The organism is Methylobacterium sp. C33D (genome assembly GCF_053345825.1).
Map to the genome: position 1 here is coordinate 40394 of NZ_JBKFAV010000015.1, position 20606 is coordinate 60999.

The following is a 20606-nucleotide window of genomic DNA, read 5'->3' on the forward strand; positions in this document are numbered from 1 at the left end:
CGCTCCCGCGCGGGCGGGCCCCACTCCGATCCACCGAGCGACAGAACCTCGGGCCGCCCCGGAGGCGGGCGGCCCCGTGACGATCAGGACCCCCATGCGCATCGGGCTCGCGGCCGATAACGGCACCTGGCACAAGAACCGCCTGCTCGCGGCCCTGCGCGCGAGCGGCGTGGAGCCGGTGCTGTTCTCCCTCGCCGACGTGGCCGTCGTCACGGGCGGCGGCGAGCCGCTGCGCGTGCCGGGCTTCCCCGACGCGCTGCCGGACGGCGTGCTGATGCGGACCATCGCGGGCGGCACCTTCGAGGCGACGACGATGCGGCTCGGCGTGCTGCACGCCCTGGTCGCCGCAGGAGTCACCGTCTGGAACGCGCCGACCGCGATCGAGCGCTCGGTCGACAAGGCGGCGACCTCGCTGCTCATCGACCGGGCCGGCCTACCGACCCCGGCAACCTGGGTGTTCTCGAAGCGCGAGGCGGCCGCGGCCCTGGTCGCCACCGAGGCGCGCCCGGGCGCGCCGCTGGTCCTGAAGCCGCTGTTCGGCTCGCAGGGGGAGGGGCTCGCCCTGATCGAGCGCCCGGAGGACCTGCCCGACGAGGAGGCCGTGGCCCGGGTCTACTACCTCCAGCGCTACGTGCCGCGCCGGGACGGCCTGTGGCGCGACTACCGGGTGTTCGTCTGCGACGGCCGGGCGATCGCCGGGATGATCCGCGAGGGCGACGGCTGGATCACCAATGTCCACCGGGGTGGCCGCCCGCTGCCCTGGGCGATGCCGCGCGCCGCCGCCGAGCTGGCCGAGGCCGCCGCCGCCGCGGTCGGCGTCGACTATTCCGGCGTCGACCTCGTCGAGGACGGGGAGGGCGGCTTCTCGGTCCTCGAGGTGAATTCGATGCCGGCCTGGTCGGGGCTCCAGACCGTGTGCGAGACCGACATCGCCGCCGCGGTGGTGCGCGGCTTCCTCGCCGCGGCCCGCGGCGCCAGCCGTCCCCGGCTCGTGGTGGCATGAGCGGGGGCGGCCTCGACGCGGCGCTGATCGGCACGCTCTACCGGGCGGCCTGCCTCGCGGAACTCGACGCCCTCAAGCCCGGCAACGTCCACGCCTACGCGCCCGGCCACCGCATGGTGCTGGCGGATTTCGTGACGAGCGCCGACGTCTCGGCGCCGCCCCTGGCCCGGGCGGGCGCGGGCGTCGGGGCGCGGGTCCGCGACAGCGTCGCCGCCACCATGGCGGCGGTGGGCCAGAACACCAATCTCGGCATCCTGCTGCTCTGCGCGCCGCTCGCGGTCTCGGCCGAGGGGGGCCAAACCGTCGCGGCGGTGCTCGATTCCCTGGACGGCGCGGATTCGGAAGCGGTCTTCGCGGGTATCCGCCGCGCCAATCCGGGCGGCCTCGGCGCGGCCGGCCGGCACGACGTCGCCGACGCGGCGCCCGGCTCCCTGCGCGACGCCATGGCGGAGGCCGCCGATCGGGACCGGATCGCCCGCGCCTACGTGACGGGTTTCGCGGACGTGCCGGCGATCGGACTCGCGGCCCTGCACGAGGCCCGCGCCGCCGGGCTCGACCCGACCTGGTGCACGACCGCGATCCACCTGGCCTTCCTCCGCGCCGTCCCGGACAGCCACGTCGCCCGCAAGCACGGCGCGGCGGCGGCCGAGCGCGTCCGCCGGGAAGCCGAGGCGGCGCTCGCCGGGCTCGACCTCGCCGCGCGGCCGGTCGATGCGCTGCTGGCCCTCGACGCGTCGCTGAAGGCCCGGGCGATCAATCCGGGCACGAGCGCGGATTTCACGGTCGCGACCCTGTTCTGGGACGCCCTCGCGGGCGCCGGCGGCCGGCTGGCCTGAACCGCGCGCACGATCCGGTGTCCACGGCCTCGGACGGATAGAAATTCCTTCGTGTCAGGGCCTTGCGCGGGTTGTGAGCCGCAGGGCCCCGCTGTAGGGTCCGCCGCGCTGTCCGGCCCAACCGGCTCGGCCGGCATGGTCGGGCGCCGATAACAAGGATGGCTTCCCGGCCGCGGCTTCGCCCGGCGCGCGGCTCTATTTCGGAATCCAGGGAGAGACACCGAATGGCGAAGATCACCAAGGTTCAGGTCGGCGAGGCCCTCGTCGGCGACGGCAACGAGGTCGCCCACATCGACCTCATCATCGGACCGCGCGGTTCGCCGGCCGAGACGGCTTTCTGCAACGGCCTCGTGAACAACAAGCACGGCTTCACCAGCCTGCTCGCGGTCATCGCGCCGAACCTGCCGTGCAAGCCGAACACCCTGATGTTCAACAAGGTCACCATCAACGACGCCCGTCAGGCCGTCCAGATGTTCGGCCCGGCCCAGCACGGCGTTGCCAAGGCCGTGCAGGACGCGGTGGCCGAGGGCATCATCCCGGCGGACGAGGCCGACGACCTGTACATCCTGGTCGGCGTGTTCATCCACTGGGAGGCGGCCGACGACGCCAAGATCCAGAAGTACAACTACGAGGCCACCAAGCTGTCGATCCAGCGCGCCGTGAACGGCGAGCCGAAGGCCTCGACGGTCACCGAGCAGCGCAACTCCGCGCAGCACCCCTTCGCCGCCAACGCTTAGATCGGGGACGGTCCTGGGCAGAGCGAGCCTCCGCCCGCACCGCGGGGCCTGCTCCAGCGACTGGCTTCGATCTTCCTTGGCCGATAATTGAGCCCCTGAACGGGACGGCGCGAGCCGTCCCGTTTTCTGTTTGTCGTCCGCCGCACGAGCCACCGCGGCGACGGAGTGTCGGCCTTCGGCGCGCGGGACCCGTTTCGGTCGGCACGCGCGGCCGCGTCCGCGCCGGCAGAGCCGCGCGGTGAGGTCATACCTTGATCCGCCGAAGGGCTCGCGACCCTGCGCGATCACTGGAGGCACGGCGGCCCCCTGGTCCTCGCCGCGGCTCCCGACACGTCCGATCACGCGGCGATTCACGCCGGGATCCTCGCCTTCGTCGAGACCGGCGCGGACGATACCGATCAGGACAGCATCCCGCCCCTGATCGACCACAGCCTGGACTTCACTCTCCCGTTCCAGGCGACCGAGCGCGTCCGGCAATCCTCGAATCGCCACCGTGCGGGCGCGTCTCGCGGCCCAGGCGTCGCGTCGCGGCATCGGACCGGGCCGCGCCCGCGGGCGACCGCGGCAGGCCGGCGCCAAAAGAAAAGGGGCCGCCTCGCGGCGACCCCCTTCCTCCGTGACGCGAGTGGCGCGGACTTAGAAGTCCATGCCGCCCATGCCGCCGCCCGGCATCGCCGGAGCGGGGCTGTCCTTCTTCGGCGCGTCGGCGACCATCGCCTCGGTGGTCACCAGCAGGCCGGCGACCGAGGCCGCGTCCTGCAGGGCGGTGCGCACCACCTTGGCCGGATCGACGATGCCGGCCTGGATCATGTCGACATACTCTTCGGTCTGGGCGTTGAAGCCGAAGGTCTCCGAGGAGGTGTTGTCGGTGATCTTGCCGACCACGATCGAGCCTTCCACGCCCGCGTTCTGGGCGATCTGGCGGAGCGGGGCCTCAAGGGCCTTCAGGACGATCTTGATACCGGCCTGCACGTCCGGGATCTCGGACTTCAGCTCGGAGACCGCCTTCTTGGCGCGGAGCAGCGCGGTGCCGCCGCCCGGGACGATGCCTTCCTCGACCGCCGCGCGGGTGGCGTTGAGGGCGTCGTCGACGCGATCCTTCTTCTCCTTCACCTCGACCTCGGTCGCGCCGCCGACGCGGATCACCGCGACGCCGCCCGCGAGCTTGGCCAGACGCTCCTGCAGCTTCTCACGGTCGTAGTCCGAGGTGGTCTCCTCGATCTGCGCCTTGATCTGCGAGATGCGGCCCTCGATGTCGGACTTCTCGCCGACGCCGTCGATGATCGTGGTGTTCTCCTTCTCGATGCGCACGCGCTTGGCGCGGCCGAGCATGGGGAGCGTCACGTTCTCGAGCTTGATGCCGAGGTCCTCGGCGATCATCTGGCCCTTGGTCAGGATCGCGATGTCCTCGAGCATCGCCTTGCGGCGGTCACCGAAGCCCGGCGCCTTGACGGCCGCGACCTTCAGGCCGCCGCGGAGCTTGTTGACGACGAGCGTGGCCAGAGCCTCGCCCTCGATGTCCTCGGCGATGATCAGGAGCGGCTTGCCGGTCTGAACAACCGCCTCGAGCACCGGCAGCATGGCCTGGAGCGACGAGAGCTTCTTCTCGTGGATGAGGATGTAGGGGTCCTCGAGCTCGGCGACCATCTTCTCCGCGTTCGTGATGAAGTACGGGGAGAGGTAGCCGCGGTCGAACTGCATGCCCTCGACGACGTCCAGCTCGGTCTCGGCGGTCTTCGCCTCCTCGACCGTGATGACGCCCTCGTTGCCCACCTTCTGCATGGCGTGGGCGATCATCTCGCCGATCTCCTTGTCGCCGTTGGCGGAGATCGTGCCGACCTGGGCGACCTCGTCGGAGGTCGAGACCTTCTTGGCGCGCGCGATGATGTCCTTCACGGCGGCCTGGGTGGCGAGGTCGATGCCGCGCTTCAGGTCCATCGGGTTGATGCCGGCCGCGACGTACTTGGCGCCCTCGCGGACGATGGCCTGGGCCAGCACGGTCGCGGTGGTGGTGCCGTCACCCGCGATGTCGTTGGTCTTCGAGGCCACTTCGCGCACCATCTGGGCGCCCATGTTCTCGAACTTGTCGGCGAGCTCGATCTCCTTGGCGACCGTCACACCGTCCTTGGTGATGCGCGGGGCGCCGAAGCTCTTCTCGATCACGACGTTGCGGCCCTTCGGGCCCAGCGTCACCTTCACCGCGTCGGCGAGGATGTCGACGCCGCGCAGCATCTTATCGCGGGCGTCGGCGGAGAAACGAACGTCTTTCGCTGCCATTGTGTGCCTCTTAGCTAATGGTTGAACCCCGAGTCCGGGACGGCCTCAAAGGGCGGTGACGGGTGATCCGATTAGAGGGCGACGACGCCCATGATGTCGGATTCCTTCATGATCAGGAGGTCCTGACCGTCGATCTTGACCTCGGTGCCGGACCACTTGCCGAACAGGACGCGGTCGCCGGCCTTGACGTCGAGCGCGTTGACGCGACCGGCCTCGTCGCGGGCGCCGGGGCCGACGGCGACGACCTCGCCCTCCTGCGGCTTCTCCTTGGCGGTGTCCGGGATGATGATGCCGCCCTTGGTCTTCTCTTCGCTCTCGATGCGACGGACGACCACGCGGTCGTGCAGCGGACGGAACTTCATGAGCTGCCCTCTTGCTTCAGGTCTTGAGTTGGCGTTGATGCGGCCGGCGGGACCGCCGCGAACTCGACTGTTAGCACTCTGTCTCGGCGAGTGCCAAAGACGGCCGCGAGATAGGCGCGGGCGGGTTCCGAGTCAAGGCTGTCGCACCCCCGCGCGACGGCGCGATGACGCGCCGGCGGCACCGATCCCCTCATGGACGACTCGCTCTCATGCTGAGCCTGCACGGACCCGAAGGCCCGGTGGCGCTGCGACCCGGCAGCCCGATCGCGCGCGACACCGTGTGGCTCGACCTGAACGACCCCACGCCGGAGGAGGCCGCGGCGGTCGAGGCCGCGACCGGCCTGCGCGTGCCGTCGCGGGCGGCGCTCTCGGAAGTCGAGACGTCGAGCCGCCTGCGCCGGGTGAAGGGCGGGCTCTCGCTCTCGACGCCGATGATCACCTTCGAGCAGAGCGCGTCGCAGCTGAAGCCACTGGGCTTCCTGCTGACCAAGGATCACCTCGTCACGATCCGCTTCCACGAGTTGCGCGCCTTCGAGGGCTCCGCGAAGCGCATCGCGGACGGCGACGGCAGCACGACGCCGAGCGAGATCTTCCTCGTCGTCCTGGAGGAGCTGGTCGACAGCCTCGCCGACGCCCTGGAGGATATGGGATCCGAACTCGACACGCTCTCGACCCGCATCTTCGACTTCGACGTCCGCGGTGCCGAGCGGCGGCGCCTCGAGAGCCCGCCGCCCCGGCGCCGCGACCTCGCCCTCCGCCGGATCCTGCGCGGCATCAGCAACCGCGGGAAGGTTCTGGGAAAGATCCGGTCGAGCCTGCTCGGCCTCGAACGGATCATCCCGTTCGTCGCCGCGGCCTGCGACAGTCTCGGCCTGCCGGAGGATTCGCGCTTCGAGACGATCAAGCGGGACATCGAGTCCCTCGACGAGTTCGAGACGCGGCTCGCCGAGAACGTGCAGTTCCTGCTCGACGCCGCCCTCGGCCTCATCACGATCGAGCAGAACAACGTCTTCCGGGTCCTCACCGTCGTCTCGGTGGTCGGCGTCCCGCCGACGCTCATCGCGTCGATCTACGGGATGAACTTCAAGCACATGCCCGAGCTGGACTGGGCGCTCGGGTACCCCTACGCGCTCGGCCTGATCCTCCTCAGCGCCGTGGCACCGATCGTATACTTCCGCATGCGCGGCTGGTTCTGATATTCATAAGCAAAACACAGCATTCATGTCTCCATAGATCGGATAAAATGCAAATATCTGCGCGGATCCGAAATCGGCCACACAGCAGCGGCGACGTTACAAGCATTCGACCCGTGTCACCCGGATTTTAATCTGGATGAATGTCGCGATAAAGGGTTCATTAACGCTACGAGGCTAGACATGGCGCGGGAGAACGCGAGCAGCACCATGTTCAATCGCACTGTTTTCAACGAAGCCCAGGCCAAGATCGATGCCCTGGACCGCTCGCTCGCGATCATCGAGTTCTCGATGGACGGTACCGTCCTGCACGCGAACCAGAACTTCCTGCGGCTGATGAAGTACGGCCTCGGCGACGTCCAGAACCGCCATCACCGCATCTTCGTGGAGAGGGGCTTCGCCGAATCCGCGGAGTACGCGGCGTTCTGGAACAAGCTGAAGGACGGGCACTACGTCACGGGCGAGTTCCTGCGCCTCGACAAGGAGGGCGAACCAGTCTGGCTGGAGGCGACGTACAATCCCGTCCTGGACGCGCGCGGCAAGCCGATCAAGGTCGTCAAGTTCGCCGCGGACATCTCGGCGAAGAAGAAGGAGATCAACCGGCTCCTGACGATGATCGACAACGTTCCGGTGGCGGTCATGACCGCGGATCTGAAGGACAATTTCAAGATCGACTACATGAACGCCACGTCGCGCAAGACGCTCGGCACGATCGACCAGCACCTGCCGGTCAAGGTCGACGACATGCTCGGCCGCTCCTTCGACATCTTCCACAAGAACCCGAGCCACCAGCGCACCATGCTGGGGGACGCGAGCCGGCTGCCGCACAGCACCAAGATCAGGGTCGGGCCCGAGACCCTCAACCTGCGGGTCACGGCCGTGACCGACGAGAGGGGGCAGTATCTCGGCCCGATGCTGACCTGGGCCGTGGTCACCGCGCAGGTGAATATGGAGACCGAGGTCAAGCAGGTCGTCGAGGCCGTCGGTTCGGCCATCCAGGAGATGCAGAGCTCGGCCGAGGGGCTGATGCAGTCGGCCGAATCCGCCCGGCACAAGGCCTCCTCGGTCGCGTCGAACTCCGAGCAGATGAACGGGGCGATCCAGGAAATCTCGGGCCAGGTCGGGCGAGTCTCGGAGCGCGCGCAGCAGATCGCCGCCCAGGCCGGAACCACCGACGCGACCATGCGCCAGCTGGCCGAGAACGCCCGCAAGGTCGACGCGGTGGTGGGCATGATCAAGTCGATTGCCGACCAGACCAACCTGCTGGCGCTGAACGCCACGATCGAGGCGGCCCGGGCCGGCGCCGCCGGCCGCGGCTTCGCGGTCGTCGCCTCCGAGGTCAAGGCGCTCGCCGAGCAGACTGCCAAGGCGACCGGCGAGATCACCCAGCAAGTCTCGGCGATCCAGAGCGCGACCGGCGACGCGGTCGGCGCCATCGAGATGATCACCGCGGCGGTGGACGAACTGTCCAACCTCACCCTGGCGATGGCGAGCGCCGTCGAGGAGCAGGCGGTCTCGACCCACGAGATGGCGGGCAATATCGGCGGCGTGTCCGAGGCCGCCAACGCCACCGGTCAGCTCGCCCAGACCGTCCAGGGCATCGCCGACAGCCTCGCCGCCCACTCGACGAGCCTGTCGGAGAGCGTCATCCGCTTCATGAAGTCGGCCTGATCGCGCGCCTCAATCCCGGGCGAGCTGCGCCCGGCCGATGGCGAAGACCCGCCCGTCCCCGAGGAGATGGGCGGTGAAGCCGTCGGGGAACAGGCTCTCGATCGCCCGGTCGCGGACGTTCAGGCCGCCCGCGTAGGCACCGAAGGCCGGCATGACGAGGCGGGCGCCGTCCGTGACGAAGCAGCGGCGGCGCACCGCCCGCCCGCGCATCGCCACCTTCCCGCAGGGATGGAGATGGCCGGCGATCTCGCCGGGGACGGGCTCCGGGCTCGGCTCGTGGCGCAGGACGAGGCTGCCGAGCGTCAGCGCGTCGGCGTAGCGGCCGCCGACGCCCTCGTTCACGGCCGCGTCGTGGTTTCCGGCGATCCAGACCCAGTCCCGCCCCTCCTGCAGGGCCGCCACGAGGGCGCGGTCGCCCGGCTCCATGCGCTCAGGCCCGCGGGCATCGTGGAACGAATCGCCCAGCGCGACCACGCGGGCGGGATCGTGGCGCACCACCGCCTCGTGCAGGCAGGCGAGCGTCTCGCGGGTGTCGTAGGGCGGCAGGAACTGGCCGGAGCGGGCCGCGTAGGACGAGCCCTTCTCCAGGTGAAGGTCGGACACGATCAGCGTCCGGTGCTCCGGCAGCCAGAGGCCGCCGCAGAGGTCGAGCACCAGGGTCTCGCCCGCGAGTTGAAGGGTGGGGTGCTTGGGAGTCTTCTCGAGTCTCAGGCCGGCCGCCAAGATCGCATCCTCGGTGTCGTCGGGGGAGGGCGGATCGGCGGTCAGGACAGAGCCTCTTGGAGAAGCTCCGCCTCGGCCTCGGCCAGGATCTCGTCGGCGCCCTCGCCGTAGACCCGCTCGCGCCCGATCTCGAGCATCACGGACACGGAGAGCGGCGAGACCCGGTCGAGAGACCTGTGGATGATTCGCCCCTGGATGCGCTCTAGCATCATGCCGAGGCGCCTCACGTCGAGGAGTCCGGTTGCCGCATCCTGCCGCGCCGCCCGGAGCAGCAGGTGGTCGGGCTGGTGCTTGCGCAGCACGTCGTAGATCAGGTCGGTCGAGATCGTGACCGCGCGGCCGGATTTCTTCAGGCCCGGATGGTGGCGCTCGATCAGCCCGGCGATCACCGCGCATTGGCGGAAGGTGCGCTTCATCATCGCCGACTCGTCGAGCCACGCCTCAAGGTCGTCGCCCAGCATGTCGACCGCGAACAGGTCGCCGATGAAGTCCGGATCGATCGCGGCGCGCTCCGAGACGTCGCGGGTCGACCAGATGGCGATGCCGTAATCGTTGGCCGCGAAGCCGAGCGGCCGCAGGCCGGCGCGCTCCAGGCGCCGGGTCAGCAGCATGCCCAGCGTCTGGTGGGCGAGGCGACCCTCGAACGGGAAGGCGGTCAGGTAGTAGCGCTTGCCCCGCGGGAAGGTCTCGACGAGGAGGTCGCGCTCGCCCGGCAGGACCGAGCGGCGGCGCTGCTGCAGCAGGTACGCGCCGATCTGCTCGGGCAGGCGGTCCCACGCGAACGGGTCGGCGATCAGCGCCCGGACCCGGGCCGCCAGGAAGGTCGAGAGCGGGAACTTCGCGCCCGCGTAGGACGGGATCGCGGGGTCGGTGCCGGCCGGCGCGCGGGTGACGAGGCACTCGTCCTCGGCGAGCCCCTCGAAGCGCAGGGTCTCGCCCGCGAACAGGAAGGTGTCGCCCACCGTCAGCGTCTCGGCGAACTCGTCCTCGATCTCGCCGAGCACCCGCCCGGTCTTGGGCAGCACCGTGCCGGGCTTGCCGCGCAGGGTCCGGCCGAGGCGGACTTTCACCCGGGCCGCCTCCACGATCGTGCCGACGTTCATCCGGTAGGCCTGGGCGGTGCGGGCGTCGCGCACCCGCCAGAGCCCGTCCGGTCCGCGCAGGATCTTGGCGAAGCGCTCGTAGGCGCGCAGCGCGTAGCCGCCGGTGGCGACGTAGTCGACGACCTGCTCGAACGATTCCCACGCGAGACCGGCGTAGGGCGCGGCCGAGACGATCTCGTCGTACAGGTCGACCGGGTCGAAGGCGTCGGCGCAGGCCATGCCGAGGACGTGCTGGGCGAGGACGTCGAGGGCGCCCTGGCGGGCGTCGGGCGTGTCCTGCGCGGCCTCCTCGACGGCGTCCAGCGCCGCCTGGCACTCCAGCATCTCGAACCGGTTGCCCGGAACGAGGTAGGCCTTCGAGGGCTCGTCCATGCGGTGGTTGGCCCGGCCGATCCGCTGCATGATCCGGCTCGCCCCCTTCGGCGCGCCGACATTGACCACGAGGTCGACGTCGCCCCAGTCGATGCCGAGGTCGAGGGTAGCGGTGCAGACGATCGCCCGGAGCTGGCCCGCCGCCATGGCGGCCTCGACCCGGCGGCGCTGCTGGGCGTCGAGCGAGCCGTGGTGGATCGCGATCGGCAGGGCGTCGTCGTTGAGTCGCCACAGCTCCTGGAACGTGTACTCGGCCTGGAGGCGGGTGTTCACGAAGACCAGCGTGGTCCGGTGCTCGCGGATGAGGTCGTAGATCGCCGGCATCGAGTGCCACGCGGTGTGGCCGGAGATCGGCAGCGCCCGGCCGAGGTCGAGCATGCGCAGGTCCGCCTTCGCCCCGCCCGCCACGGTGACGAGGTCGGCCATGGGGTGCGCGACGGCCCCCCCGTCCCGTGCGGGAGAGGGTTGAGGTGAGGGAGGAGACGCGTCGGATTCGGCCGCGCCGTCCCCGCTCGCGGAGGGGTGAGACGGGAGCGGCCCCTGTGGCACCAGGTACTTCCGCAGCTCGTCCGGCTCCCGCACCGTGGCCGACAGCCCGATCGCCGCGAGGCCGGGGCTCAGCCTGTGCAGCCGCGCCAGCGCCAGGGACAGCAGGTCGCCGCGCTTCGACGTCACCAGCGCGTGCAGCTCGTCGAGCACCACGCAGCGCAGTCCGGCAAAAAACTCAGCCGCCTCGCGGTGGGCGATCAGCAGGGCCAGCTGCTCGGGCGTGGTCAGAAGGATGTCCGGCGGCCGGCTGATCTGGCGGGTGCGCTTGTGCGCCGGCGTGTCGCCGGTACGGGTCTCGACGCGCACCGGCAGCGCCATCTCGGCGATGGGCGCATCGAGGTTGCGGGCGATGTCCACCGCCAGTGCCTTCAGGGGTGACACGTAGAGGGTGTGGAGGCCCGCCGCCTTCCGCTGGGGGCCGCGCTCGGCGAGGGCGACGAGGCTCGGCAGGAACCCCGCGAGCGTCTTGCCGGCACCCGTCGGCGCCACCAGCAAGGCCGAGCGGCCGGCCCCGGCGATCCGCAGGAGGTCGAGCTGGTGCGGCCGCGGCGCCCAGCCCCGCCCCGCGAACCAGGCGCGGAACCGCTCCGGCAGGATCTCGGCCGAATCGCTCAGGCGAGCGCCATCAGGAAGCGGTCGATCAGCTCCAGCGCCCGCTCGCTCATCGGGCTCGGGTAGCGGGCGAAGACGTGGCAGCCGCCGGGATAGATCGCCGTGTGACCGCCATTCCCCGCCGCCGCCCAGCGCGCCGACATGTACAGCGTGTCGTCGAGGAGCGGATCGGCGGTGCCGATGGTGAACAGGGCCGGCGGGAGGCCCTTCAGGTCGGCGTAGATCGGCGACACGTCCGGCCGGCGCCTGTCGATGCCCTCGCGGACGTAGCCGTCGGCGAACTTGGTCAGGTCGCGGGTGTTCACGACCAGCCGCTCCTCGCCCCAGTTCCGCACCGACGGGGTCAGGCCCAGATCGAAGAAGCCGGCGTTGAGGTTGGCGCCCCGGAAGGCCCGCGGCAGGTTGTGCTTGTCGCGCAGCCGCAGCAGCACCATCACGGCGAGGTGCGCGCCGACCGACTCGCCGCCGATGGTCAGCGCGTGGATGCCGAACTCGGTCTTCCCCGGACCGGCCAGCCACAGGGCCGCGGCCTCGCAGTCGAGCAGGGCCGCCGGATAGGGATGCTCGGGGGCGAGGCGGTACTCGACCGACAGGGCGACGAAGCCGCAGGTATCGGCGATCCGCTCGAGCCACGGGTCCTGCTCGTCGGCCGAGCCCCACACCCAGCCGCCGCGGTGGATGTGCAGGTAGGCGCCGCGCAGCTTCGTGCCGGGCTTGGGCCGGACCACGCGGAGCTTGAGCGGGCCGCCGGGCCCGTCGATCGTCAGCCACTCCGCCCGGGCGCTGTGCGGCATCGCGGGCGCAGCCTTGGTGCCCAGGCGGCGCCGCTCGCGCACCTCGGCGATCGGCAGCGACCAGGGGTCAGGCAGCGCGGCGTGGGCCGCGACGATCTCGGCGTTGAGCCGGAGCGTCTCGGGATCGATCGTCGCCGGGTCGAACAGGGCGTGGTCGATCATCGTGCGTATGGTCCCGTCGGCACTCTGAGCCTCTCACACCGATCCCGTTCCCGGGAGTTCTCCCTTTGGCCGAGGCCGCACCGCGAGAGTCCCGCGGCGTCGTCCACCCCGTCCGGCATCTTGGCGCGCGCGACGCCGCTTGCCATCTGCACGGCGCGCGAGAAACCCGCCAACGCCTGATCCGCGCTCGGGTTTCGATGCGGTGTGGTGCGCCGGCCACGGTTCCGCCCGCTTCGTCGCCGATCCGAGGCCCCTGACGCTTCACGAGGACGCAATGCTCGTCGATCACGACCGGCGCCGGCAAGGCTATCAGCAGGGCGCCCCGCCGAACGCCCCCTACGGCGCGGACAGCTACCGGTCGCGCTCCTCCGCGCTGCGGCGGTTCCTCGGCGGCTCGCCCGCCGGCGTGTTCCTGCGCCTCCTGTTCCTGTCCGTGCTGGTCGGTGCCTTCATGTCGATGCTCGGCCTGACGCCGGGCCGGCTGTTCTGGCACGTCTACGATTCGGCGCGGGCGCTGGTCGAGGTCGGGCTGGCCTCGCTCCACGATTTCGGCGGCTGGATCGTCGCCGGGGCGATCGTGGTCGTGCCGCTCTGGCTGATCGCGCGCCTCTTCGCCGTTTCCCGCTGACGGGGTCCGGGGCCGATTCGGCACGGTCGCGCCCCGACGATCCAGCGCGCCGCGGGTTCGGGCAGATCGGCCGCCCGCCGCCGCAACCCGCCGATGCGATCGGCGCGCTTTTCGCGGGCGGCGCGTCTCCCTAGCGTGCGGCATGATGCACACCGTCGCCAGCCCGGCCCGCCCGACGAACCGCCGCGTCCTGGCCCTGGCGCTGCCCATGACGATCGCCAACGTCACGACGCCGATGCTCGGCTTCGTCGGCGCGGCGGTGATCGGGCGGCTCGGCGACGCGGCGCTGCTCGGCGCCATCGCCCTCGGCGCCGTGATCTTCGACGCGATCTTCTGGTCGTTCGGGGCGCTCCGCATGGCGACCGCCGGCCTGACCGCGCAGGCGGTCGGCGGGCGGAACGCGGCCGAGGTCGACCGCATCCTGGCGCGCGCGCTGGCGGCGGGCGCCCTGATCGGGCTCGTCCTGATAGTCCTGCAGGGCCCCCTCGCGCAGCTCGCCTTCGCGATCAGCGGGGCGAGCGCGGCGGTGATCGCCGGTCTCGCGACCTACTTCCACATCCGCATCCTGTCCGCACCCTTCGTGCTGGCAAGCTACGGCGTGCTCGGCTCGATCCTGGGGCGCGGGCGCACCGATCTCGGCCTGCTGCTGCAGATCGCCATCAACCTGACCAACGTCGCGCTGACGCTCACGCTTGTCCTGGCCTTCGGACTAAGCCTCGCCGGCGCGGCGCTGGCGACCCTCGGCGCCGAGGCGCTCGGGCTCGGCCTCGGGCTGATCCTCCTGGCGCGGCTCGGCTCCCGGCCCTTCCGGATGCCGCTGCGCGACCTGCGCGACGCCGCGGCGCTTCGCCGGACGCTCAGCGTCAACGGCGACGTCATTCTGCGGACGCTGGCGCTGATCACCGGCATCGTCCTGTTCTCGGCGCTGGGCGCCCGGCAGGGCGACGTGGTGCTCGCCGCGAACTCGGTCCTGTGGAATCTCTTCCTGATCGGCGGCTTCTTTCTCGACGGCTTCGCCACGGCCGCCGAGACCCTGTGCGGGCAAGCCGTCGGCGCCCGGGACCGGGAGGCGTTCGACGCGGCCGCCGCCCTGAGCCTGCGCTGGTGCCTCGGCTTCGGCCTCGCGGTCAGCGTGCTGTCGCTGGCGGGCGGCCCGGCCTTCATCGATGCCGTGACCACGAACGGCCCGGTCCGCGAGGCGGCCCGCTCCTACCTCGTCCTCGCCGCCCTGGCGCCGCTCGCCGCCGCGGCGCCCTTCGCGTATGACGGGATCTATATCGGCGCGACCTGGACGCGGGCGATGCGCAACCTGATGGTGTGCGCGCTCGCCGCCTACTGCGCGGTCCTGGCGCTCGTCGAGAGCCTGGGCTTCGGCAATACCGGGCTGTGGCTGGCCTTCGTGAGCTTCCTGGGCGCCCGGGGGCTGGGACAGGCCATCGCGTTCCCGCGCCTCGCCCGGGACGCGTTTCGCAGGCCGACCCCGGCCGCCCTCGAACCGGCGATCTAGCGGCAGCCGCGCCCCGCCGGGAACGGCGCTAGCGCGGATCCTTCCAGGTGGTGGGCTGGGCCGGCGGCGCGGCGCGGGCCACCGAGCCCGTGGTGCGCGGCACGGCCGCCTCCGCCCGGCGCGGGTAGGACCGGCGCGGCGCCGCGTAGCCGTAGCGGCGCCCCCGGCGGACGTGGCGGCGCCCGCGCTCCGACGAGTTCCCCACGAAGCCGCCGACCACGGCCCCCGCGACCGCGCCGATCGGCCCGCCGACCAGCGCCCCCGCGACCGCGCCGGAGCCGACGCCGAGGGTGGTACGGCTCTGCGCCCGGGCCACCTCGGGTGCCGCCAACGTCCCGAGCAAGGCGAGAGTGACCAAGACTTTGCGCATCGTAGAGATTCCGGACCCCGAGAATTGGTTTCTTTCGGCCTTTAAGCGGCGGAACATGACCAAACCGCGGCTTCGATCTGCGAAGAGACGGCGCGGTATCAAACCGCGCGGGGACTCACCGGCCCCGACCTTTAGGGTGTGGCGCGGCCGGGTTCGTGCTTTAGGGTGCGGCGCAACGACGGGAGGCCGCGCGACGGCCCAGGAGGGAGAAGCCGATGGCCACGACCACCGATCTGCGCCTGCGCCGGAGCGTGCTGTACATGCCCGGCTCGAACCAGCGGGCGCTCGATAAGGCCAAGACCCTGCCGGTGGACAGCATCATCCTCGACCTCGAGGATGCCGTCGGGCCGGAGGAGAAGGAGATCGCCCGCGAGCAGGTCTGCGCCGCCGTGAAGAGCGGCGCTTACGGCGGCCGCGAGCTGGTCATCCGGGTCAACGCACCGCAGACCCCGTGGGGCGAGGCGGATCTCCACGCCGCGATCGAGGCGAAGCCCGACGCGATCCTGATGCCGAAGGTCTCGTCGCCCGCCGTGCTGGAGAGCATCGCCGACCGGCTCGAATCCCTCGACGCGCCGGACGGGATCGCGATCTGGGCGATGATCGAGACCCCGGCCTCGATCCTCAACATCCAGGAGATCGCCCGGGCCAAGCGCGACCCGCGCAACCGCCTGACCTGCCTCGTCCTCGGCACCAACGACCTCGCCAAGGACACCTGGGCCAAGATCGTCCCCGGCCGCGTTCCGATGCTGCCCTGGATGATGATGGCGCTGGCCGCCGCCCGGGCCGAAGGTCTCGCGATCCTCGACGGCGTCTACAACGACATCGCCGACACCGAGGGCTGCCGCGACGAGTGCCGCCAGGCCCGCGACCTCGGCTTCGACGGCAAGACCCTGATCCACCCGACGCAGCTGGAGCCGGCCAACACGTCCTTCGCGCCCACTGAGGAGGAGGTGCGCCGGGCCAAGCTGGTGATCGAGGCGTTCGAGCGCCCGGAATACGCCAAGCGGGGCGCGATCAAGCTGGAGGGCCGGCTCTACGAGCGGCAGCATCTCGGCGTGAACCGCCGGGCGGTCACCTGGGCCGAGGCCATCAGGGCGAAGGGATTCTGAGCGCGGTTCCGTCCGATGTCGGCGCGTCCGTCCTCGCGTGCGGAGCGAAGCGATCCGGGGCAGCGCCACGCCCAGGTCTGTCGCGCTCCCTGTGCCCTTCGCTACGCGCGCGATGACGGGACAGCAGGTCCCGTATCGGCGGTCGTGTAGCGCGTCCGCTGGGTGCGCCCGTCGCGGGCCGTGACGGCGACGAGGCCCGCCTCATCGAGGCCCGAGAGGGCGCGCAGCACGAGGGCGTGCTCAACCCCGAAGGTGCGGGCGAAGGCGCGGCTGTCGCCCGGCAGGCCGAGATCCAGCGCCGCCAGGAGGCCCGCCGCCAGCGGATCGAGATCGGGCCGGGCCGCCGACACCCGGTCGAGGGCGGCGACGAACGCCGCCTCGTCGGGCTCCGCGCTCACGCGGCCGCGCGCGCCTGCAGGGTGACCAGCACCGACTTGGACGTCGGCGTGTCGCTCTTCTCGCCGTAGGTAGAGAGCGGCACGAGCACGTTCAGCTCCGGATAGTAGCCGGCCAGCGCGCCCCGCGGCATGTCGAAGGGCACGAGGCGGAAATCCTCCGCCCGGCGGGTGATGCCGTCGTCGTGCGTGCCGACGACGTCGACCCGGTCGCCGAGCCGGTCGCGGATCTCCGCGAGATCGTCGGGATGGGCGAAGATCACGCGGCGCTCGCCGTAGACGCCCCGGTAGCGGTCATCCAGGCCGTAGATCGTCGTGTTGTACTGGTCGTGGCTGCGGAAGGTCTGCAGAACGAACGTGTCGCGGGTCTTCCGGGCACCCTGATGCTCGGTCTCGGCCGGCAGAGCGTCGGCCGAGAAGGTGGCCCGGCCGGTGGCCGTCTCGAAAACCCGCTCGGCGGCGAGGTTGCGCAGCATGAAGCCGCGCGGCTTGCGCACCCGGGTGTTGTAGCCGGTGAAGCCCGGGATCGTGGCGGCGATCGCCTCGCGGATCCGGTCGTAATCGGCGGCGAACCCGGCCCAGTCGATGGCGGCGGAGCCGACGGTGGCCTGCGCCATGCCGGCGATGATGGCGATCTCGGAGCGCAGCTCCTTCGAGGCCGGCTTGTTGATGCCGCCCGACCCGTGGACCATGCTCATCGAATCCTCGACGGTCACGATCTGGATCTTGCCCGCGGCGCCCCGGTCGATCTCGGTGCGGCCGAGACAGGGCAGCAGGTAGCCGACCGCGCCGGGCACCAGGTGGGCGTGGTTGAGCTTGGTGGCGATGTGCACGGTGAGCCGGCACGAGGCCAGCGCCTGCGCCACGACCGGCGTGTCGGGCGTCGCCCGCAGGAAATTGCCGCCGAGCCCGATGAAAGCCTTCGCCGTGCCGTCCCGCATGGCGCGGATCGCCGCCAGGACGTTGTGGCCGTGCCGGCGCGGCATGGCGAGGCCGAAATGCTGCTCCAGGGAATCCAGGAAGGCGGCGGACGGGCGCTCGTTGATGCCGACCGTGCGGTCGCCCTGCACGTTCGAGTGCCCGCGCACCGGGCACAGGCCCGCGCCCGGCCGGCCGATATGGCCGCGCAGGAACAGCAGGTTGGCGATCTCCCGGATCGTCGCCACCGAGTGGCGGTGCTGGGTCACGCCCATCGCCCAGGTCGCGATGACCCGCTGGGCGCCGAGGTAGACGTCCGCCATGGCGGCGATCTCGTCCGCGGTCAGGCCCGACTGGTCGAGGATCGCGTCCCAGGACGTCGCCTCGACGGCCGCGCGGTAGGCTTCGAGCCCGGCGGTGTGGTGCTCGAGGAAGGCGCGGTCGAGGAGCGAGGGCCGGCCGGCCGCCAGGGCCTCGGCGTCGCGGGCGAACACGACCTTGGCGATGCCCCGGAAGGCCGCCATGTCGCCGCCCGAGCGCGGCTGCAGGTAGTGGCTGGCGATGGGACGGCTGGCGCCGCGGAGCATCTCGACGGTGTTCTGCGGGTCCGCGAACCGCTCCAGGCCGCGCTCGCGGACCGGGTTCAGCACCACCACCTTGGCGCCGCGCTCGGCGGCCCGGCGCAGGTCGCCGAGCATGCGCGGATGGTTGGTGCCGGGATTCTGGCCGACGCAGAAGATCGCGTCCGCCTTCTCGAAATCCTCCAGCAGGACCGTGCCCTTGCCGATGCCGATCGCGTCGATCAGCGCGACGCCGCTGGCCTCGTGGCACATGTTCGAGCAGTCGGGGAAGTTGTTGGTCCCGTAGGCGCGGGCGAAGAGCTGGTACAGGTACGCCGCCTCGTTGGAGGCGCGGCCCGAGGTGTAGAACTCGGCCTGGTCCGGATGGTCGAGCCCGCGCAGGGTCGCGCCGATCTCCGCGAAGGCCTCGTCCCAGCTCACCGGCAGGTAGCGGTCGCTCGCCGCGTCGTAGCGCATCGGGTGCGTCAGGCGACCCTGGCCCTCCAGGGCGTAGTCGCTCCAAGTGCGCAGCTCGGTCAGGGTGTGCTTGGCGAAGAAGGACGGCTTCGTGCGCTTGTCGGTCGCCTCCCAGGAGACCGCCTTCACGCCGTTCTCGCAGAACTCGAAGGACGAGCCGTGCTCCGGGTCGCCCCAGGCGCAGCCGGGGCAGTCGAAGCCGTCGGGCTGGTTCGCCTTCAGCAGCGCGCGGGCGCCGGTGAGGGGGGCGCGGCTGCCGAGCAGGTGCTTGCCGCAGCTCTTCAGAGCACCCCAGCCGCCGGCGGCGGAGGAGCGCTTGGTGGACCCTTCAGACTGGGCCATGAACCGTCCTGGATTGGCTGACGCGATAGGTCTCGCAACCGCGAGATAAGCGCCTCTCCGGCTCCCTCACAATGGCGTGCCGGCGCAGGCCCCTCATGCGCGGGGCACAGGCTAAGCTCCCGCTGTGCAAAGCCTTTCTAAACTGCGGCCGCAAAAAATTTGTCGTGCGCGGCGCCGCGGCCGGCCCGCCCGCGCGCCGGCTCAGTCCCCGCGGGCGAGAGCGGCGGCGTCGCGCCCGACGATCTGCCGGAGCGAGGCGATGCCGGCGTCGCTCATGCGCCGCAGGAGCCCGTCCTTGATGCGTCCGACGAGACCCGGCCCCTCGTAGACCAGCGCCGAGTAGAGCTGCACGAGGCTCGCCCCGGCCCGGATCTTGGTCCAGGCCGCCTCGGCCGAATCCACGCCACCGACCCCGATGAGCGGCAGCGCGTCCCCGACGCGCAGGTGCGTCTGGGCGAGCATCCGCGTCGCCGGGCCGAAGAGCGGCCGCCCCGAGAGGCCGCCGGTCTCCCGGGCGAGACCCTGCTCGCGCAGGCTCGCCGGGCGGGCCACCGTGGTGTTGGACACGACGAGGGCCTGGACCCCGCGCCGCTGCGCCGTCGCACAGACCGCGTCGAGGGCGTCCAGCGCCATGTCGGGGGCGATCTTGAGGAGGATCGCCGCGCCGGCGCCGGCCGCGTCCCGGGCCTCGATCGTCCGGGCGAGCAGCTCGTCGAGGAAGGCCTCACCCTGGAGGTCGCGCAGGCCCGGCGTATTGGGCGAGGAGACGTTGACCGTGACGAAGTCGACCAGCGGCGCCAGGGCGGCGGTGCAGGCGGCGTAGTCGGCGAGGCGGTCGGCCGATTCCTTGTTCGCGCCGATGTTGACGCCGACGATGCCGGGTCGCCCCCTGCGGGCGCGCAGACGGTCGGCCACCGCCTCGAGCCCCTCGCTGTTGAGACCGAAGCGGTTGATCACGGCGCGGTCGGCGGCGAGGCGGAACACCCGCGGCCGCGGGTTGCCGGGCTGGGGTCGCGGCACGACCCCGCCCACCTCGACGAAACCGAAGCCGAGGCCGAGCAGCGCGTCGGGCACGCGCGCGCCCTTGTCGAAGCCGGCCGCGAGGCCGATCGGGTTCGGGAATCGTCGGCCGAGCAGGTCGACGGCGAGGCGCGGGTCGTCCGCCGCGCGCGGGCCCGCGGGCAGGAGCGCCAGGGCGGCGAGTGTCAGGTCGTGCGCGCGCTCCGCGTCGAGGCGGTGCAGCAGCGGGCGGACGAGGGGGAAGGCGGCCGCGATCATGCCGGCAGGATCCCGGCCGGGACGGCGTGCCGCCCGTCGGCGCCCAGCGGCATTTCGTCCACCGCGATGACGGCCGAGAGCGGCAGCGGGCCGTAGAGGTGCGGGAACAGGTCGCCGCCGCGAGAGGGTTCGTAGCGCAGGCCGTCGCCGAGGGCGTCGGCCTCGACAGCCACGAGGAGCAGGTCGTCCTGCCCGGCGAAGTGCCGGGCCGCCGTCTCGGCGACCTGGGCGGCCGTCGAGAAGTGGATGAAGCCGTCCTGATGATCGATCGGCGCGCCCGTGAACCGTCCCGCGGCCTCGGCCTCGCGCCACAGGGCGCGCGGACAGATCTTGTAGATGAGCGGCATCGAAACTCCCCGGAAACGACGCTGCGATAGAGGCGCCGGGCCGCGGCGGCAACCGCTCCGCGCCCCGCCGGATTCGAGGAGCGATTGCAATCTGCCGCCCGTAGTTCTACTTTCCTACGACTAGGCTGGACGTCACACAGCCGTGTCCGGATCGGCAGAGCGGGTCCGGAAAGTAAATTGTCAAGTATCTCCGCGCGTACCCGGCGGGTGTCGAACGGACCCGGCGGGAGAACCGTCTCCGTGCCTCCGAGGCAGCCGGATCCCGGCTGGTGAGACGGGGG

18 protein-coding genes are annotated in these 20606 nt (G+C 71.3%); 8 read left to right on the plus strand and 10 right to left on the minus strand.

Features of this window, described 5'->3' with window-relative positions:
* The first annotated feature begins 94 nt into the window (after nucleotides 1–94).
* The 3 genes from ACLBXO_RS13855 (at nucleotide 95) to fae (ending at nucleotide 2576) form a co-directional block, all read left to right on the plus strand.
* Nucleotides 95–1003, plus strand: coding sequence for an ATP-grasp domain-containing protein (locus ACLBXO_RS13855; protein WP_331315980.1), 909 nt, complete (start codon nucleotides 95–97; stop codon nucleotides 1001–1003).
* Nucleotides 1000–1839, plus strand: coding sequence for a triphosphoribosyl-dephospho-CoA synthase (locus ACLBXO_RS13860; RefSeq protein WP_331315630.1), 840 nt, complete (start codon nucleotides 1000–1002; stop codon nucleotides 1837–1839). Before ACLBXO_RS13855 ends, ACLBXO_RS13860 begins: the two co-directional genes overlap by 4 nt.
* Before the next feature lie 224 nt (nucleotides 1840–2063).
* The gene (gene fae / locus ACLBXO_RS13865) at nucleotides 2064–2576 is read left to right on the plus strand and encodes a 5,6,7,8-tetrahydromethanopterin hydro-lyase (protein ID WP_012317540.1); all 513 of its coding nucleotides are present in this window, start codon (nucleotides 2064–2066) and stop codon (nucleotides 2574–2576) included.
* A 636-nt stretch (nucleotides 2577–3212) separates the two neighbouring features.
* On the opposite strand, the gene groL is transcribed toward fae, so the two are convergent.
* The gene (groL, locus tag ACLBXO_RS13870; protein ID WP_205833381.1) at nucleotides 3213–4853 is read right to left on the minus strand and encodes a chaperonin GroEL; all 1641 of its coding nucleotides are present in this window, start codon (nucleotides 4851–4853) and stop codon (nucleotides 3213–3215) included.
* 71 nt (nucleotides 4854–4924) lie between these two features.
* On the minus strand, nucleotides 4925–5215 hold the full coding sequence (groES, locus tag ACLBXO_RS13875; RefSeq protein WP_331315629.1) for a co-chaperone GroES: 291 nt from the start codon (nucleotides 5213–5215) through the stop codon (nucleotides 4925–4927).
* A 209-nt stretch (nucleotides 5216–5424) separates the two neighbouring features.
* On the opposite strand from groES, the gene ACLBXO_RS13880 reads away from it, so the two are divergent.
* Nucleotides 5425–6411 carry a CorA family divalent cation transporter gene (locus ACLBXO_RS13880; protein ID WP_331315628.1) on the plus strand — a complete coding sequence of 329 codons (987 nt, stop codon included), beginning with the start codon at nucleotides 5425–5427 and terminating at the stop codon, nucleotides 6409–6411.
* 207 nt (nucleotides 6412–6618) lie between these two features.
* Nucleotides 6619–8079, plus strand: a complete 1461-nt coding sequence (locus tag ACLBXO_RS13885) for a methyl-accepting chemotaxis protein (protein ID WP_447685759.1) — start codon at nucleotides 6619–6621, stop codon at nucleotides 8077–8079.
* Between the two features lie 9 nt (nucleotides 8080–8088).
* On the opposite strand, the gene pdeM is transcribed toward ACLBXO_RS13885, so the two are convergent.
* The 3 genes from pdeM to ACLBXO_RS13900 are packed head-to-tail and all read right to left on the minus strand — an operon-like array spanning nucleotide 8089 to nucleotide 12394.
* Nucleotides 8089–8802 (minus strand): ligase-associated DNA damage response endonuclease PdeM, encoded by a 714-nt coding sequence (pdeM, locus tag ACLBXO_RS13890; protein WP_447685711.1) that lies wholly within the window; start codon nucleotides 8800–8802, stop codon nucleotides 8089–8091.
* A 41-nt stretch (nucleotides 8803–8843) separates the two neighbouring features.
* Nucleotides 8844–11441: a ligase-associated DNA damage response DEXH box helicase gene (locus ACLBXO_RS13895; RefSeq protein ID WP_331315977.1), complete on the minus strand. Its 2598-nt coding sequence runs from the start codon at nucleotides 11439–11441 to the stop codon at nucleotides 8844–8846.
* The gene (locus tag ACLBXO_RS13900; protein WP_091680189.1) at nucleotides 11438–12394 is read right to left on the minus strand and encodes an alpha/beta hydrolase; all 957 of its coding nucleotides are present in this window, start codon (nucleotides 12392–12394) and stop codon (nucleotides 11438–11440) included. Before ACLBXO_RS13900 ends, ACLBXO_RS13895 begins: the two co-directional genes overlap by 4 nt.
* Nucleotides 12395–12668: 274 nt before the next feature.
* Between ACLBXO_RS13900 and ACLBXO_RS13905 the strand changes: the two genes are divergently transcribed.
* Nucleotides 12669–13022, plus strand: a complete 354-nt coding sequence (locus ACLBXO_RS13905) for a DUF6460 domain-containing protein (RefSeq protein ID WP_447685712.1) — start codon at nucleotides 12669–12671, stop codon at nucleotides 13020–13022.
* A gap of 142 nt (nucleotides 13023–13164) precedes the next feature.
* On the plus strand, nucleotides 13165–14529 hold the full coding sequence (locus tag ACLBXO_RS13910) for an MATE family efflux transporter (RefSeq protein WP_447685713.1): 1365 nt from the start codon (nucleotides 13165–13167) through the stop codon (nucleotides 14527–14529).
* Between the two features lie 28 nt (nucleotides 14530–14557).
* On the opposite strand, the gene ACLBXO_RS13915 is transcribed toward ACLBXO_RS13910, so the two are convergent.
* Nucleotides 14558–14899, minus strand: coding sequence for a hypothetical protein (locus tag ACLBXO_RS13915; RefSeq protein ID WP_447685714.1), 342 nt, complete (start codon nucleotides 14897–14899; stop codon nucleotides 14558–14560).
* A gap of 215 nt (nucleotides 14900–15114) precedes the next feature.
* On the opposite strand from ACLBXO_RS13915, the gene ACLBXO_RS13920 reads away from it, so the two are divergent.
* Complete coding sequence (locus ACLBXO_RS13920) at nucleotides 15115–16008, plus strand: HpcH/HpaI aldolase/citrate lyase family protein (protein WP_447685715.1); 894 nt, start codon at nucleotides 15115–15117, stop codon at nucleotides 16006–16008.
* A 101-nt stretch (nucleotides 16009–16109) separates the two neighbouring features.
* On the opposite strand, the gene ACLBXO_RS13925 is transcribed toward ACLBXO_RS13920, so the two are convergent.
* From ACLBXO_RS13925 to ACLBXO_RS13940, 4 genes are all read right to left on the minus strand, one after another.
* On the minus strand, nucleotides 16110–16406 hold the full coding sequence (locus ACLBXO_RS13925; RefSeq protein ID WP_331316598.1) for a hypothetical protein: 297 nt from the start codon (nucleotides 16404–16406) through the stop codon (nucleotides 16110–16112).
* Entirely contained in the window at nucleotides 16403–18700 is a 2298-nt protein-coding gene (locus ACLBXO_RS13930; RefSeq protein WP_447685716.1) for an FdhF/YdeP family oxidoreductase, read from the minus strand. The genes ACLBXO_RS13925 and ACLBXO_RS13930 overlap by 4 nt, the downstream gene beginning before the upstream one ends.
* A gap of 201 nt (nucleotides 18701–18901) precedes the next feature.
* Nucleotides 18902–19978: a quinone-dependent dihydroorotate dehydrogenase gene (locus ACLBXO_RS13935; RefSeq protein ID WP_447685717.1), complete on the minus strand. Its 1077-nt coding sequence runs from the start codon at nucleotides 19976–19978 to the stop codon at nucleotides 18902–18904.
* Nucleotides 19975–20325, minus strand: coding sequence for a DUF952 domain-containing protein (locus ACLBXO_RS13940; RefSeq protein WP_447685718.1), 351 nt, complete (start codon nucleotides 20323–20325; stop codon nucleotides 19975–19977). The genes ACLBXO_RS13935 and ACLBXO_RS13940 overlap by 4 nt, the downstream gene beginning before the upstream one ends.
* Nucleotides 20326–20606: the final 281 nt, after the last annotated feature.

Bases quoted from the DNA above. Each gene is read 5' to 3' on its own strand.
- ACLBXO_RS13920 (WP_447685715.1), top strand. From the start codon at position 15,115: ATGGCCACGACCACCGATCTGCGCCTGCGCCGGAGCGTGCTGTACATG.
- ACLBXO_RS13910 (WP_447685713.1), top strand. From the start codon at position 13,165: ATGATGCACACCGTCGCCAGCCCGGCCCGCCCGACGAACCGCCGCGTC.
- ACLBXO_RS13860 (WP_331315630.1), top strand. From the start codon at position 1,000: ATGAGCGGGGGCGGCCTCGACGCGGCGCTGATCGGCACGCTCTACCGG.
- ACLBXO_RS13930 (WP_447685716.1), bottom strand. From the start codon at position 18,700: ATGGCCCAGTCTGAAGGGTCCACCAAGCGCTCCTCCGCCGCCGGCGGC.
- groES (WP_331315629.1), bottom strand. From the start codon at position 5,215: ATGAAGTTCCGTCCGCTGCACGACCGCGTGGTCGTCCGTCGCATCGAG.
- ACLBXO_RS13885 (WP_447685759.1), top strand. From the start codon at position 6,619: ATGTTCAATCGCACTGTTTTCAACGAAGCCCAGGCCAAGATCGATGCC.
- groL (WP_205833381.1), bottom strand. From the start codon at position 4,853: ATGGCAGCGAAAGACGTTCGTTTCTCCGCCGACGCCCGCGATAAGATG.
- ACLBXO_RS13940 (WP_447685718.1), bottom strand. From the start codon at position 20,325: ATGCCGCTCATCTACAAGATCTGTCCGCGCGCCCTGTGGCGCGAGGCC.
- ACLBXO_RS13915 (WP_447685714.1), bottom strand. From the start codon at position 14,899: ATGCGCAAAGTCTTGGTCACTCTCGCCTTGCTCGGGACGTTGGCGGCA.
- ACLBXO_RS13855 (WP_331315980.1), top strand. From the start codon at position 95: ATGCGCATCGGGCTCGCGGCCGATAACGGCACCTGGCACAAGAACCGC.
- ACLBXO_RS13905 (WP_447685712.1), top strand. From the start codon at position 12,669: ATGCTCGTCGATCACGACCGGCGCCGGCAAGGCTATCAGCAGGGCGCC.
- fae (WP_012317540.1), top strand. From the start codon at position 2,064: ATGGCGAAGATCACCAAGGTTCAGGTCGGCGAGGCCCTCGTCGGCGAC.
- ACLBXO_RS13935 (WP_447685717.1), bottom strand. From the start codon at position 19,978: ATGATCGCGGCCGCCTTCCCCCTCGTCCGCCCGCTGCTGCACCGCCTC.
- ACLBXO_RS13880 (WP_331315628.1), top strand. From the start codon at position 5,425: ATGCTGAGCCTGCACGGACCCGAAGGCCCGGTGGCGCTGCGACCCGGC.
- ACLBXO_RS13900 (WP_091680189.1), bottom strand. From the start codon at position 12,394: ATGATCGACCACGCCCTGTTCGACCCGGCGACGATCGATCCCGAGACG.